The sequence below is a fragment of the Pseudomonas aylmerensis genome (genome assembly GCF_001702265.1).
Lineage (GTDB): Bacteria > Pseudomonadota > Gammaproteobacteria > Pseudomonadales > Pseudomonadaceae > Aquipseudomonas > Aquipseudomonas aylmerensis.
In genome coordinates this window covers 1-14,619 of sequence record NZ_MAUE01000009.1, presented here as the reverse complement: position 1 = coordinate 14,619, position 14,619 = coordinate 1, and the positions used below count along the sequence as shown (strand labels likewise).

Sequence of the window (14,619 nt, the reverse complement as noted above, 5' to 3'; positions counted from 1 at the left end):
TTTCAGCCACGACACCGCCCAACTGTAGGAGCTGGCTTGCCTGCGAAAGCGGTGTGTCAGGCACCTGATGCATCAACTGACATACCGCCTTCGCGGCCTCGCTGGGGCTCGACGGCTCCCACAGGGAGGGGGGCTGTGTGGCTGGGATTGGAGCCACCACGGGTTTCGCTCTGTGGCTGGGATTGGAGCAAGTGCCGGGTTTCGCTATGGGGTTGGAATTTCAGCCACGACACCGCCCAACTGTGGGAGCTGGCTTGCCTGCGAAAGCGGTGTGTCAGGCATCTGATGCATCAACTGACACACCGCCTTCGCGGCCTCGCTAAAGCTCGACGGCTCCCACAGGGAGGTGTGCTGAGTGGCTGGGATTGGAGCCACCACAGGATCCGCTATGTGGCCGGGATTGGAGCCACCACGGGTTTCGCTCTGTGGCTGGGATTTGAGCAAGTGCCGGGTTTCGCTATGGGGTTGGAATTTCAGCCACGACACCGCCCAACTGTGGGAGCTGGCTTGCCTGCGAAAGCGGTGTGTCAGGCACCTGATGCATCTACTGACACACCGCTTTCGCGGCCTCGCTAAAGCTCGACGGCTCCCACAGGGGGGTGTGCTGTGTGGCTGGAATTGGAGCCACCACGGGATTCGCTATGTGGCTGGGATTGGAGCCACCACGGGTTTCGCTATGTGGCTGGGATTTGAGCAAGCACCGGGTTTCGCTATGGGGTTGGGATTTCAGCCACGACACCGCCCAACTGTGGGAGCGGCCTGCGAAAGCGGTGTGTCAGGCACCTGATGCATCAACTGACACACCGCCCTCGCGGCCTCGCTGGGGCTCGACGGCTCCCACAGGGAGGTGTGCTGTGGGGGGGGGATTCAGCACTGATCCAGCGCCCATGCATGGATCGAAGTCGGGTCACCCCAACGTCGGCGAATGCTCCAGTAACGAGCGGGTATATGCCGCCTGCGGCTGGTCCAGGACGCTGTCGACTGCGCCCTGCTCCACCACTCTGCCGACTTTCAAGACCAGCACCCGGTCGGCGATTGCGCGGACTACGCCCAGGTCGTGGGTCACGAACAGCAACGTCAAGCCTTCGCGCTGCAACTGGCGCAGCAGGTCGAGGATCGAGGCTTGCACCGACACGTCCAGCGCCGAGGTGATTTCGTCGCAGATCAGCAGCCGCGGTTCGCACAACAGGGCTCGGGCGATGGCCACGCGCTGGCGTTCGCCGCCCGACAGGCTGTGGGGGTACAGGTCGGCCACCGACGCCGACAGTGACACGCGCTGGAGCACCGCCTCGACCCGCTGGCGCGCCGCCGCGCCTTTGATCGCGAAGAAGTGCTCCAGCGGCGCGCTCAAGGTCTGGTACACGGTTTGCCGTGGGTTCAGCGCGCGGTACGGGTTCTGGAAAATGTATTGGATCTGGTGGCGCAAGCCCGCGTCCCGCTGGCGCGCCTGCAGCGGCAAAGGCCGGCCGGCGTAGCTCAACTGCCCTTCGGCATTCTCGCCAAGCCCGGCGACGGCCCGCGCCAGGCTGGTCTTGCCCGAACCGGACTCCCCCACCAGCGCCAGGCATTCACCCGGCTGCACCTGCAACGTGATGTCGAACAACACCTGCCGGTCATAGGCGACGTTCAAGCCGCTGATCGACAACAACGGCGCCTGCGTCTGCGTCGTGAGCGCCGCAATCGGGGTCAACCCACGTACCTGCAACGGCTGGTCATGCGCATTCAGGCACGCCACCGCGTGCCCGGCGGGCAGCGCCTGGAGCGGCGGCTCGGCCACCGCGCAGGCTGAAGTAAACCGGTCACAACGTGGCCCGAAGCTGCACCCCTGCGGCCGTTGCCCCGGCGCCGGGGCCTGCCCGGCGATGGCTTGCAGTTCGCGCCTACCGGCCACATCCGGGATCGCCGCCAGCAAGCCGCGGGTATACGGGTGCGATGGCCGGCGAAACAGCACCTCGCGCGTGGCCGTCTCGACGATGCGCCCGGCGTACATCACCATCACCCGGTCCACCAGGTCCTTGATCACCGCCAAGTCATGGGACACATACACTGCCGCCACCCCCTGGCTTTTGCACAAGCGGCGCAAGGTCGCGAGGATATGCGCCTGGGTGCTGACATCCAGCGCGGTGGTCGGCTCATCCAGCACGATCAGGCGCGGGCGCAGCACAAAGGCCAGCGCCAGCATCACGCGCTGCTGCTGGCCACCGGACAATTGATGAGGAAAGCGTCGCAGAAACTCGGGATCGTCCGGCAGGCCGACATCGCGCAAGGTCTCGCTGATGCGTTGCTGCTGGGCAGCGCGGTCCAGTTGCAGCGGATGCACCGCCAACGTCTCGCGCAACAGGTTGCCAATGCGCAGGGCCGGGTTCAGCGCCGTGGCAGGGTCTTGGGCGACGTAACCGATCAGGCTGCCACGCGCCCGGCGCAAGGCCTCGCCCTCCAGGCTCAACAACGCCTGGCCGTCGACCTGCACCTGGCCCGCGACGATGCGCGCACCGCGTCGGGCGTGGGCGAGCAAAGCGGTGGCCAGGGTGGTCTTGCCCGAGCCCGACTCCCCCACCAGCCCGAGGATTTCGCCCGCGTGCAGGCTGAACGAAATGCCCGACACCACATCCACCTGCGCCGACAATTCCACCCGCAGGTCGTGCACCTGCAACACCGCCGTGTCGATTTCAGTGATCGCATTCATGCCTGTTTCTCTCCCATCCGTGCGCTGCGCCGGCCGATGCCTTCGGCGAGGATATTGGTACCGTAGGCAAACACCCCGATCAGTACCGCCGGGGCCAACACCGCCCAGGGCTGTACCAGCAGGCCTGCCTGGTTTTCGTTGATCATCAGGCCCCAGTCCGCCGTGGGCGGCGCGACCCCGTAGCCTAGAAAACTCAAGCCCGAGAGCATGCCCACGCCCCAGGTCAGCATGTTGCCGAAGTGCACCAGCAGCGGCGTGAGGATGTTCGGCAGGATCTCCTTGAACAGAATGCGCCGCCGCGAATACCCCATCATCTGCGCCGCCTCGACAAACTCCTGCCCCGCCACCGCCACCGCACTGGCCCGCGCCAGGCGGATGACGCCGGGGATGAACGCGATGGACACAGTCAAGACAATCAGCCACGGCGCGCGACCCAGCATCGACACGATCAGCAGCACCAGGATCAGGTCGGGAAACGCCAGGGATACATCCGCCGACCACGTGATCAGCTGGTCCAAACGTCGCCGCGAGAGCCCGGCCAACAACCCCAGCGTACTGCCCACCGCCAGCGCGATACTGGCCGCCGCCACCGACATCCACAGCACCGACAGACCGCCGCTGAGCAGGCGCGACAGCACGTCGTGCCCGAGGAAGTCATAGCCCAGCCATGCGCTGCCCATCGGCGCGCCGTACACCGGGCCGACCATGTCGGTGGTGCCATGGGGCGCCAGCCACGGGCCCAGCACGGCAATCGCGATCACCAGCGCGGTGATCAGTGCACCTTTGCGAATTTGCGGCTCGTTCATGCCTCACCTCGGGAGCGGCGCCACCACGGGGTGATGCCCCGGCGGTTGCGTTGAATCATCCTCACGCGCCGCGCTGTGCGCAGCTTGGGCGTGAGCAATACGGTCAGCAGGTCGGCCAGCAGGTTGATCAGCACCACTGCCAGGGTGATCACCAGCACAATCGCCTGGATCATCGGCAGGTCGCGCATCTGGATGGCCGCGTTGAGTGCGGTGCCGATGCCGGGGTAACTGAAGATCACTTCGGCCAGCACCGCCCAGCGCCACGCCCTGGATCGCCGGCACCAGCGCGTTGGGCAACGTGTGGCACCACACGATGCGTCGGTAGGGAATGCCGCGCAGCCGCGCTGCGATCACGTAGTCGGACTCCAGCGCCTCGATCATCGCCGCACGCACCATGCGCGTGAGATAGGGCAACGCCGTCAGGCTCAGGGCCACGACGGGCAGGATCAGGAACTTGAGCTGGCGCAGCAGCGACTGGTCCGGGTCGAGAATCGACACCGCCGGCAGAAAGTCCATGTGCGGCATGGAAAACAGCAGCACCAAGCCAATCGCCAAGAGGAAACCCGGCGTGGCCTTGAGAAAGATCAGCAACGACAGGCTCCAGCGATCCAGGCGGCTGTCGCGGCGCAACGCCAGCGCCACGCCCAACGCGAGCGCCGCCGGCACCACCAGTGCGATCACCCCGGCCAGCAGCGCCAGGGTATAGCCGAAACGGCCCCACAGGAGGTGGCTGACCGGCGCGTTGGAATCCAGCGACACGCCAAGATCACCACTCAAGGCCGCGCCCAGCCAGCGCAGGTATTGCCACAGGATCGGCTGGTCGAGGCCCAGTTGGTGCTGCAGGGTGAGGATACTTTCCAGCGGCGCATCCGGGCCGAGGATCACCCGCGCCGGGTCCGATGGCAGCGCCTGGGTGGCGATAAACACCACCAGGCTGATCACCCAGGCGGTCAGCAAACCGTAGCCCAGGCGCCCGACGAACCACGACAGCCAGGCCGGCGTACGCGGGGTTTTGCAGTGCGACTCAGACATGGTTCAACCACAACTCGTCAAAACGCCAGGAGGCAAAGGTGGTCTGCTCGGGGTTCAGGCCGCCGACCTTCACGGACGCCGCGTCGAGCACATCACTGAAGCCCCAGATCAGCAGGCCGCCACGTTCGTGCTGGATCTGCTGGGCTTCGTGCACCAGGCCGGTACGCAATGCCAGATCGGGCTGGGCCAGGGCCTGGCGGTACAAGCTGTCGAACTGTGGGTCATGGAAATTGCTGCGGTTGTAGATCGCCAGCGGCGCGTCGTTGTGCAGGGCCGAGGCCAGAAAACCGCGCGCCGGGGTCGAGCCCGGCGATACCTGCCATTGCTCGCGCTGCGGGCCATTGAACACCGCGCCGTCAACCTGGGTGACACGCACCTCCACACCGGCCTTTTTCGCTTGCTGGGCGAATACCAGCGCAGCATTCACTCCAGGGCCTGGCGTGGTGGTCAGCTCGACGCGCAGGTCAGTCTGCCCGGCTTGGCGCAACAGCGAGCGCGCCTGCTCCAGGTCATACGGGCGCTGGGCAATTGCATGGTTGTAGGTGGGATCATGGGGCGAATACAGGTCGTTGGCGATGCGCCCGAAGCCATTGAGACCACGGTCCACCAACTCCTGGCGGTCGGCGAGCAGACGAAACGCCTGGCGCACGCGCACATCGTCGAACGGCGGCTTGGCCAGGTTCAGGTTGAAACCGGTGAATGAAGTCGTCGGTGAGACGCACAGCGACAGGCGCGAATCGGCCTTGAGCAACGCGCTGTGCTCGGCCTGCACGCCGCTGGCCACGTCGATCTGCCCGGCGCGCAATGCGGCCACGCGCGAGACCTGGTCCTTGAACTCGATGATTTCCAGCTCGTCGGCATACGGCTGGCCGGGTTTGTAGTAGTTCTCGAACCGCGTGTACAGCGAGCGCTGGCCGGGCACGAAGCGCTTGAGCTTGTAAGGGCCGGCGCCCACCGGGTTGGTGATCGGGTCATAGTCGGTCGGCACGATGCCGCCAAAGCTGATCAGGGTTTCATCGAGTGGGAAGAAGCTCTGGCCCTGCTTGAAACGAATTTCGATGGTGCGCTCATCCAGCTTGCGCAGCGCGTTGCGATCGATCGCCCCGACCAACCCGGCAAACGGTGAAGCCAGTTTGGGGTCGGTCAGGCGCAACAGCGAAAACAGCATGTCGTCGGCACCAATGGTCTTGCCATGGTGAAACTCCAGGCCGGGCTTGATACGGATGGTCCAGGCGCTGGCATCGGCATTCGGCTCGGCGAACTCGGCCAGGGCCAGGCGCGTGCTGACATCGGTGTTCCATTCCCAGAACTTGCTGTACAGCGCCCAGCCACGGAGGATCCCGCCGCCCACCGGTTTATGCGCATCCAGGTTGCCCGACTGGTCGCCGTCGATAATGCCGATGCGCAGGCGTCCGCCACTCACCGGCTTACCCGTCAGGACCGCCGCGCCCTGGCTCGCCGCACCGCTGTCACAGCCCCCCAGCAGCAGGCCGCCGCCGACCACCAGGCTGTTGCCGAGAAACACCCGGCGGGAAAATCCGTCACTCATCACTCAAGCCTCTTCGCGCTGTACAGCCTTGTGGGTGACGCCCAGGCGCGGCACTTCAAAGCCGTGGTCCAGGTCCAGCAACGGGAACAGCAAATCGGCGACCCGATGGGCTTCGTCGATCAACGGGAAGCCCGAGAGGATGAATGCCGAGGTGCCTTGCGCCTCGTATTCGCGGATGCGCTCGGCGACCTGCTCGGCACTGCCCACCAGATATGTGCCGGCAGCCGGGCCGAGGATGTTGAAGCCGAACAGGCTGGGGCCGAGCCACACGTTGGGGTAGATTTCCAGCTCACGCGCAGTGGGCAGGCGCCCGGCACGCACCGTCTCGACATTGCGCTGGGTTTGCGGGTCGTCGCTGTGAAAATCCTCCAGGCTCACCCCCGGCGGCAACTGGCGCTCAAGCGCATTGCGTGCGGTTTGCAGCGAGGTGCGCTGCAGCAGTTTTTCCGCGTGGGCCCAGGCTTCTTCCTCGGTCTCGCGCACGATGATTTGCAGGCGCGTGCCAAAGGTCAGTTCGCGGCCGATCTTCGCCGCCTCGGCGGCGACCTTGCGGAACTTGTCGCCGAGTTTCGGCGGGGTGTTGGCGAAGCTCAGGTACACATCGAGCAGTTGCACCGAATGCTCGACCCCCGGTCCCGACGTGCCGGCGCCCCACAACGGGATACCCGGCTTCTGGTACGGCGGGTGCCAACCGCCCAGTGGATGGCTGGCGGCGCCCGGCGCACGCGGGGCGAGCTTGACGTAGTCACCGTCATAGCCACGCGTATCACCGGCGTAGAAGCCCTGGAACGCACGCCAGTATTCAAGGCTGAAGGCGTAACGCTCGTCATGCGCGTAATGCACGCCCAACGTGGCCAGGCCGGCGTCATTGCCGTTGACCACGTTGAACAGCAGGCGGCCATTGGAGAACTGGTCGAAGGTCAATGCCCATTTGGCCAACACCGCCGGCGACAGCTCGCCCGGGTGTTGCGCCACGAGGAAACGCAGGCGCTCGGTGGCGTCGATCAACGACGCGGCCACTGCCAGGCTTTCATTCGGGCTGGAGCCCAGCAGCGAGCCGTAATAGCCGAGGCGATCACTGGCGACAGCCAATTGCTTGAGGTGTTGGAAGTCGGTTTTCCAGCGCCCTTCAGGCTCCCACGGATAAGGCCCATCGGGCGTGGTGAGGTACCAGAGAATCTTTACAGCCATGACAGACATCCTTGAATGGAACCGCCCCTTGCAGGCGCCGGCTTGCGGCGCCTGCAGGGGTCGTGGTGGTTTCAATCACCGTGATGAGGGTGTGTTCAGTTTTTGCGGTCGATGGCCGGGACCAGGCCCAGTGCGGTGGCGTGTTCGAACAGGCCGCTCATTTTCCACTGCTGGGTCAACACGCCCGGCCCGTAGGGACGCGATCCACCCAGGGCGTCGGCGAGCAATTGCAGCTGGGCGCCCTCCTCCAGCAACAGGATGAATTCGGCGGTAGCCCGCAGCCCTTGCTTGCCCCACACGGTGGAGCCGCCGTTGGCCTCGAGGATGGCCAGGTTGAACGGGTTTTCAGCGATCTTGTCGAGGATGAAGTCGACTTCCTGCTGGCGACGGTCGATGTACACCGGCAGCTCCCGCGCCAGCTGGTAGCGCTGCACCGGCACGTAGTGGAATGGCAAGGTGCGGTGGGTCTGTGCCCAGGCGCCGAGGTACGGCGAATGCACGTGGGACACGGTGGTCACGTCCGGGTGCTGCTGGAACAGCTTGGTGTATCGGCCCAGGCCACCTTTGCCTTTGCCGAGAATCACGTTGCCGGCAAAGTCGGTGACCGTGGCTTGCAGCGGCTTGCGGTAGTTCCACGGGCCGCCGTAGTTCACCGACACCAGCAGCTCCTGGCCGGGTACGCGCTCGATGAAACCGACGGTGCCGTTGGCGGTGATGGTGTTGGTTTCACGGAATACGGTGAAAGCCTCTTCGGCCTCCAGCAGCACCTTGTCGACAAAGGCCTGCAGTGCTTGATCGAGGGGTTGAGCGTGAGCAATGGCAGTCATGGGGCATTCTCCAGGTTCAGGCGCGGCGCTTGGCCAACAGTTCATGGGCAGCTTGCAGGGGGCGCGGATCGACCCAGTCGGCGATCGAGAAATCGCGCTCCAGGAAGCCGTGCAGGTACAGGAAATCTTTTTGGACACCGAGGAAATCCAGGCGCTGGACCGACAAATCCGGGGCCAGGGTGGTATGGAAATCACCGCGATAAGCCTCGGCCACACCGGCACTGCCGGCGCGGGTTTCTTCTTCGAGAATCGCGTTCAGGCCATCGCGGTTGTTCGCCGCCCAATCCGCCGCACTGAGGGTCTGCGCCAGGAAGCGCACCACCAGGTCAAAGTGGTTGTCGAGCAGGCTCTGGTGCACGGTGATTGGCCGTGGCGTGCCGTTGTTGATGCGATAGCGCGGCTCGGCGATCAGGTCCAGGTCGATCCCCACCACCAGCCCCAGGCGCCGTGCGGCGTCGGCCGCCGAGGCGCCCTTGACGTACACCGCATCCACCTCGCCACGCACCAGGTAATCCAGGCCCGACCACAAGCGTTGCAAGCCTTGTTGTGGATCCGGCGCCTGCTCCTGGTCCTGCAAGGCCACTTCCACCAGTTCGACATCGTCAAAGCCGAGGCCGGCCAGGCTCAATGCGCCCTTGTAGCCGTGCAGGCTCATGGCGCGTGCAATGCTGCCAGGGCGGCTGTCGCCCCAGGCCGGCAGGGCCAGGCGCTTGCCTTTGAGATGCTCGGGGCGGCTGATGCCGGAGTCCGGGCGAACCAGGATGGTCTGCCATTCCTCGATCCAGGTCAGGCCGATCAGGCGGCTCGGTGCGCCGGCTGCGCGAGCCGCCAGGGCCGGCACGTTACCGCCTTCGCGAAACAGCCCAGGCAGGTCGTGATCGTAATGGTGACGGCCCAGTTGGCGAGCCTCCTGCAACGTCGACACCGGCAAACCATCCGGCGCGAACTCTTCGGTCAACCACCCCAGCTTGTAGGCGATGCCGGAGGCGGTCGGCACCGGGCAGCGGGTAAACCAGATCTGCTCAAGCTCAGGCGTGGGCAGGACAGCGGAAAGGGTCATGGGCAGCTCCATTGAATTGGGCAAGTCAGTGGAGGAGGTATTGCAGAGGCCGTGCCAATCGACGCGGGCCAGGGTTTACAGGGCTGTCGCGGCGAACCCGGCCACGCGACTGCTGACCTGCCAACAGCACTGCTGCTGCGCCAGCAGTCGCTTGCGAGCATTGCTGCCCCAGCAGCAGCCCCACCCGCGCAGCCCCCACACGGAGGGGCTTTTCACATTGGCTTGGAACTTGCTCAAGTCCCTGCCAACACCGCAACCCCTGGGGAAGCGAACCCAAACAGAAGGATGAATGCATGACTACGTTTGAACAGGCGCCTGTACGCCAACTGCACAGTGAAGCCGAGGCCATCGCCGCGGCCAAGGACATCGCGGTGGAGATCGCCGCCATCGCCGCCGACCCCGAGCAGAACGGCCAGCTGCCGTGGCGCCAGGCACAGCTGTTATCCGAAAGCGGCATCACTGCCATCGGCGTGCCGAAGGCTTTTGGCGGGCTGGGGGCTTGTGTGCAGACCATCGTCGAGACCGTGCGGATTATCTCGGTGGCCGATGGCGGCGTCGGCCAACTGCTGCAGATCCACAACGTGATGCTGCGCGGGATTTTCAACGGTTACCCGGATGCAGTGCGGGATCGGCTGGTCAGCGATGTGTTGGCTGGCAAACGCTTCGGCAATGCCCTGGCCGAGGTCGGCGGCAAGAACAAATTCGCCCTGAAGACCCGCGTCGAACGCCGTGAGGACGGCGTCCTGGTACTCAATGGCAGCAAGTTCTACTCCACCGGCTCCTACCTCGCCGAATGGATCTCGCTCACCGCCGCCTCGGACGATGGCGGCGCCGGTGTCCTGCTCAACCGCAACGCAGCGGGCCTCACGCTGGTGGATGACTGGGCCGCCTTTGGCCAGAAAAACTCGGTCAGCGGCACGGTGAATTTCGACAATATCGTGCTGGACGAAGATTACGTCTCGCGCCGCAAAGGCCCGATGAAACGCACCGGGCTGACCTTCCCGCAGATCCTCCACGCGGCCATCGACACCGGCATCGCCGCCGGCGCCTTGTCTGCTGCCGTCGACTACCTCAAGCACCACGCGCGGCCATGGGTGGAAAGTGGCGTCGACCACGCCAATGAAGAGCCACACATCATCAAGCAGATCGGTGAATACGCCGTCGCGCTGCGGGCTGCCGAATCGCTGCTGCGCGACGCCGCACGCGTGTTCGATGCCCATGAGCAAGACCCGGACAACAAGGAACTGCAGGACGAATTGATCCTGTCGGTCGCCACCGCCCGCGCGCACTCCGACAGCGCCTCGCTGAAGATCTCCAGCGATATCTTCTCGCTGCTGGGCGCCAGCGCCTCGCTGAGCAAGTGGAACCTGGACCGCTTCTGGCGCAACGCCCGCGTGCACACCACCCACGACCCGATCCGCTGGCGCCTGCACCACGTGGGCAACTACTACCTCAACGACGTGGACCCAGGCGAATACACCGCGATCCTGAATGCCAAGGAAACCCAGGGCGCCACCCGTAAATAAAACCCTGCCGGCGATGGCGTCTTTAAGGGCGCCATCGCCGGCAAGCCGGGCTCCTGCAAAGTCCGGTATCCCCCGTTTATGTCTATGAGCTTTTCATGATTGAACAACACCCTCTTTTACGCAGCCTGGCGATCTACCGGGAAATGCCCTGGCGATTCAGCCTGGTCGCGGCGCTGTACGTGGCGATCAACCTGGGGCTGGTCTGGCAGCAATGGCTGATCGGGCATGCCGTCAATGATGTCAGTGCCGGCCGCGCTGTGGTGCGCCTTGCGGATGGCAGCCTGGAGGCCGGCCTCGGCTGGTACTGGCTGGGGCTGATGCTCGCCGTGGCCCTCGGCCGTGGCGTGCTGCAGTACATCGCCAGTGTGCTCTCGCTGGTAATCAGCCAGGAACTGCTGACGCGCCTGCGCGAACGCATCCTCGCCCAGGTGCAAAGCCTGCACCTGGGCTACCACTGGCAGCACGGCATGGGCGAGATGATCACGCGCACGACCCGCGACGCCGACAAGGTCCGCGACGCGCTGATCACCTTCTGGCGCCAACTGGTGGAAACGCCGCTGGTGGTACTCGCCACGGTCGGCCTGCTCAGCTGGTACAACCCGCTGCTGGGGCTGGTGCCGTTGTTGCTGACGGTCACCGGGCTGTGGATTTTCGTGCGCCAGACCGAGCGCCTGGTGGGCCTGGATCGGGCGGTCGGCAGCGCCTACGACCGCGTCAACCAGGACCTGAGCGAAGGCATTGGCGGTGTGCGCGTGATCAAGTCATTTGCGCTGGAGCAGCGACGTATCCAGGGCTTCGCCGACCAGGTGGCGGTGTTCGCCGGCCTCGCGCGCCAGGCGTTGGCGTATTCCAGCTCGCGCATTCCACTGCCCCAGGCCGTGGTTGCGTTGGGGCATGTGTGGATCCTGGTGTACGGCGCGCACCTGGTCGCCGCCGGGCAACTGAGCATTGGCGAACTGGTGACCTCACTGTTGATCGCCACCACCCTGGTGTTTCGCATCGAAGGGATCGGCCGGGTGATGCAGACCTTCGCCGATGCCCGCGCCAGTGCCGAGCGCATCTGGCAATTGCTCGACGCACCCGCCGCTATCCGCAGTGGTACTGCCACCCTGCCCGCCACGCCGCTGGGGCTCCAGTTGGAGCACGTCAGCGTGACGGCACCGGGCGGCGGTCGGGACATTTTGCAGGCGTGTTCGCTGAGCATCCAGCCGGGTGAAATCGTCGCATTGGTCGGCGCCACCGGTACCGGCAAAAGCCTGCTCGCCAGCTTGTTGCCGCGCCTGAGCGACGTGACTGCCGGGCGCGTATTGCTCGGATCGGACGCCAGCGGCTGGCAGGACATTCGCGAGCTGCAACTCGGCCCGCTGCGCCAGCGCGTGCATGTGGTGCCGCAGGAAAGTTTCCTGTTCGCCGGCACCCTCGCCGCCAACCTGCGCCTGACCGCGCCCAGCGCCACCGACGCCCAGCTGCGCGATGCGCTGCACAGAGCCGCCGCCGACGACATCGTGCAGCGTCTGCCCCAAGGCCTGGATACACCCCTGGGCGACCGGGGCGTGACCTTGTCCGGTGGCCAGCGCCAACGCCTGTGCCTGGCCCGCGCGCTGTTGGGCACCCCCGACATTCTGTGCCTGGACGACGCCACCAGCGCGCTCGACGCCATCAGCGAGCGCCAGGTGTTGCAGAACCTGCGGCAACTGCGTGGCACCACGGTGCTGGTGATCTCCAGCAAGCTCTCGACCATTTTGCTGGCCGACCGCGTGTTGATGCTGGCCGACGGCAGAATCACTGCCATGGGCCGCCACGCCGACCTGCAATCAACCAACGCGCACTACCGCGACCTGCTGGGGATCGACCATGGCTAACCCGCTGCCAGGCAAAGCCTTGAGCGATATCGAAATCGAAGAAATGCTCGCGAAGAAGGCCCTCGATCGCAGCATGTTCAAGCGGCTGCTGCCACTGCTGCGGCCGATCCGACGCCAGATCGCCGCGGTGATCGGCATTGAAATTGTGCTGGTGATCACGGTGTTCCTGCGCCCCTGGTTTGTGCGCGAACTGCTCGACCGCGGGCTGATCCAGCAGGCTGACCATTGGCTGCTGGATGAGCGCCTGGTGCTGTGGCTCGGCCTTGGCCTGGCAGCCAGTTGGCTGGCGCGCTTCCTGTTGGCCGGGGTCTCGCAGTTCGTCGCCGGCGGCGCGGCGATCCGGGTGCTGAACGCATTGCGCGTGCAGGTGTTCGCACACGTGCAGGGCCTGAGCGTGAGTTACTTCGACCAGACGCGCGCCGGGCGTATCATTTCGCGGGTCGACCGCGATGTCGACGCGCTGGAGCCGCTGGTGATCCAGGGTCCGCCGGAACTGCTCGGCGCCCTGCTGCGCTGCGGCCTGGCGTCGGTGATGCTGTGGCGTATCGACCCCCGGTTTTTCCTCAGCCTGGTGGCGACGGTGCCGCTGCTGGTGCTGGCCACGTGGAGTTTCAAGCGCATCTCGCAGCGCAACTGGGCCAAGGTCGCGGAGAACCGCAGCCGCTTCACCGCACACCTGGTGGAAAGCGTCAGCGGCGCGCGGCTGTTGCAACAATGCGCGCAAGAAGCCCCCAACCTGCGGCGCTATCGCGGGCTGCTGGATGACTTCAACCAGGCGCTGATTCGCGGCAGCCTGCGCTCGTCGTGGTTTGCGCCGTTTACCGCGCTGCTCAGCTCGGCAGGCATCGCACTGTTGCTGCTGGTGGGCGCCTACGGGCTGGCGGCGGGCGAAGTGAGTGTGGGCCAGGTCGCCGAAAGCCTGTTCTACGTGTTTTTGTTCCTCGGGCCGCTGCAGGAGCTGTCCGACCTGTTTGAGCGCTACGCCACCGGCTCGGCCTCGGCGCAGCGGATTTTCCTGCTGCTCGACACCACGCCGCAGATCATCGGTCGTGCCACGCCGCATACGCTGGAACGGGCTCGCGGCGAAGTGCACTTCGACCAGGTCGGTTTCAGTTACGGCCAGGCGCCCGTGATCAATGGCCTGGACCTGCACATTCCGGCCGGTGAAGTGTTGGCGATCGTCGGTCCGTCCGGGCACGGCAAAAGCACTCTGGTGCAGTTGCTGACGCGTTTCTACGACGTGCAATCGGGCGCGGTGCGTCTCGACGGTATTGACGTGCGCGACCTGGCGCAACACACCCTGCGCCGTCACGTCGGCGTGGTGCTGCAGGACAACGTGCTGTTCAGCGGCAGCATCCTCGACAACCTGCGCCTGGCCGCGCCCCAGGCTGACGACGCCACGCTGATCGCCGCCGCCCGCGAGCTCGGTGCCGATGAAGTGCTGGAGCGCCTGCCCCACCAGTACCACACCGAAGTCGGGCCGCTGGGCGCGCACCTCAGTCATGGCCAGCGGCAGTTGGTGTGCCTGGTGCGTGCGTACCTGGCAGACCCGGCGGTGCTGGTGCTGGATGAGGCGACTTCGGCGGTGGATATTCATACGGAGCGGCGGATTCAGCGGGCGTTGCGGCGCCTGTGCGAGGGGCGGACGGCGATCATCATCGCGCATCGATTGGCGACGATTCGCGATGCGGACCGGATCGCGGTAATCCGGCATGGGCAGGTGGTGGAGCTGGGGCCGCATGCGGGGCTTATTGCTCAGGAGGGGGCGTATGCAGGGTTGTATCGGAGTTATTTGCTTGGTGCTCGGGTGGGGGAGTCGGAGGTGGTGCTTTTGTAGGGGTGGGGGTATATCCGTTATTGGGGGGATGGCTGGAATTGGTTCCGCCCTTACGGCGGGTCACTTTTGGAAAAGAGCCCCAAAAGTAACCAAAAGGGCTCTTGCCCCAACACTCGGCACCTCGCCTAGGCTCGGTGTGCCCTCACTCCGGCTTGAATCCGTGGGCCGCCGCAATGGGCCATCCTTGGCCCAGTGCGGCTAACCCGGCGTCCTGCCGGGTTACCCACGGATTCAAGCCTGCGT

The 14,619-nt window shown here is 65.4% G+C and carries 9 protein-coding genes and 1 pseudogene; 3 read left to right on the top strand and 7 right to left on the bottom strand.

The genetic code is table 11. The features are described from left to right. Positions 1–907: 907 nt before the first annotated feature. The 7 genes and pseudogenes from BBG20_RS06070 to BBG20_RS06040 form a co-directional block, all read right to left on the bottom strand. Entirely contained in the window at positions 908–2,686 is a 1,779-nt protein-coding gene (locus BBG20_RS06070) for a dipeptide ABC transporter ATP-binding protein (RefSeq protein ID WP_065901237.1), read from the bottom strand. Next, on the bottom strand, positions 2,683–3,492 hold the full coding sequence (locus BBG20_RS06065; protein ID WP_065901234.1) for an ABC transporter permease: 810 nt from the start codon (positions 3,490–3,492) through the stop codon (positions 2,683–2,685). Before BBG20_RS06065 ends, BBG20_RS06070 begins: the two co-directional genes overlap by 4 nt. Then, a pseudogene (locus BBG20_RS06060) lies at positions 3,489–4,524 on the bottom strand (ABC transporter permease). Before BBG20_RS06060 ends, BBG20_RS06065 begins: the two are co-directional and overlap by 4 nt. Then, positions 4,517–6,073 (bottom strand): ABC transporter substrate-binding protein, encoded by a 1,557-nt coding sequence (locus tag BBG20_RS06055; RefSeq protein ID WP_065901231.1) that lies wholly within the window; start codon positions 6,071–6,073, stop codon positions 4,517–4,519. The pseudogene BBG20_RS06060 and the gene BBG20_RS06055 overlap by 8 nt, the downstream one beginning before the upstream one ends. Positions 6,074–6,076: 3 nt before the next feature. Further along, on the bottom strand, positions 6,077–7,264 hold the full coding sequence (locus BBG20_RS06050; protein ID WP_065901229.1) for an LLM class flavin-dependent oxidoreductase: 1,188 nt from the start codon (positions 7,262–7,264) through the stop codon (positions 6,077–6,079). A 95-nt stretch (positions 7,265–7,359) separates the two neighbouring features. After that, positions 7,360–8,091: a class II aldolase/adducin family protein gene (locus tag BBG20_RS06045; RefSeq protein WP_065901227.1), complete on the bottom strand. Its 732-nt coding sequence runs from the start codon at positions 8,089–8,091 to the stop codon at positions 7,360–7,362. Between the two features lie 16 nt (positions 8,092–8,107). Continuing rightward, entirely contained in the window at positions 8,108–9,151 is a 1,044-nt protein-coding gene (locus tag BBG20_RS06040) for an ABC transporter substrate-binding protein (RefSeq protein ID WP_065901225.1), read from the bottom strand. Between the two features lie 293 nt (positions 9,152–9,444). On the opposite strand from BBG20_RS06040, the gene BBG20_RS06035 reads away from it, so the two are divergent. From BBG20_RS06035 to BBG20_RS06025, 3 genes are all read left to right on the top strand, one after another. Continuing rightward, the gene (locus BBG20_RS06035; RefSeq protein ID WP_065901222.1) at positions 9,445–10,677 is read left to right on the top strand and encodes an acyl-CoA dehydrogenase family protein; all 1,233 of its coding nucleotides are present in this window, start codon (positions 9,445–9,447) and stop codon (positions 10,675–10,677) included. 95 nt (positions 10,678–10,772) lie between these two features. Then, entirely contained in the window at positions 10,773–12,539 is a 1,767-nt protein-coding gene (locus BBG20_RS06030; protein ID WP_065901219.1) for an ABC transporter ATP-binding protein, read from the top strand. Further along, entirely contained in the window at positions 12,532–14,376 is a 1,845-nt protein-coding gene (locus tag BBG20_RS06025) for an ABC transporter ATP-binding protein (RefSeq protein ID WP_065901215.1), read from the top strand. Before BBG20_RS06030 ends, BBG20_RS06025 begins: the two co-directional genes overlap by 8 nt. Positions 14,377–14,619 lie beyond the last annotated feature (243 nt).

Excerpts from the sequence above, each read along its gene's own strand:
- BBG20_RS06055 (WP_065901231.1), bottom strand. The coding sequence starts at position 6,073 with ATGAGTGACGGATTTTCCCGCCGGGTGTTTCTCGGCAACAGCCTGGTG.
- BBG20_RS06045 (WP_065901227.1), bottom strand. The coding sequence starts at position 8,091 with ATGACTGCCATTGCTCACGCTCAACCCCTCGATCAAGCACTGCAGGCC.
- BBG20_RS06035 (WP_065901222.1), top strand. The coding sequence starts at position 9,445 with ATGACTACGTTTGAACAGGCGCCTGTACGCCAACTGCACAGTGAAGCC.
- BBG20_RS06040 (WP_065901225.1), bottom strand. The coding sequence starts at position 9,151 with ATGACCCTTTCCGCTGTCCTGCCCACGCCTGAGCTTGAGCAGATCTGG.
- BBG20_RS06050 (WP_065901229.1), bottom strand. The coding sequence starts at position 7,264 with ATGGCTGTAAAGATTCTCTGGTACCTCACCACGCCCGATGGGCCTTAT.
- BBG20_RS06065 (WP_065901234.1), bottom strand. The coding sequence starts at position 3,492 with ATGAACGAGCCGCAAATTCGCAAAGGTGCACTGATCACCGCGCTGGTG.
- BBG20_RS06030 (WP_065901219.1), top strand. The coding sequence starts at position 10,773 with ATGATTGAACAACACCCTCTTTTACGCAGCCTGGCGATCTACCGGGAA.
- BBG20_RS06070 (WP_065901237.1), bottom strand. The coding sequence starts at position 2,686 with ATGAATGCGATCACTGAAATCGACACGGCGGTGTTGCAGGTGCACGAC.
- BBG20_RS06025 (WP_065901215.1), top strand. The coding sequence starts at position 12,532 with ATGGCTAACCCGCTGCCAGGCAAAGCCTTGAGCGATATCGAAATCGAA.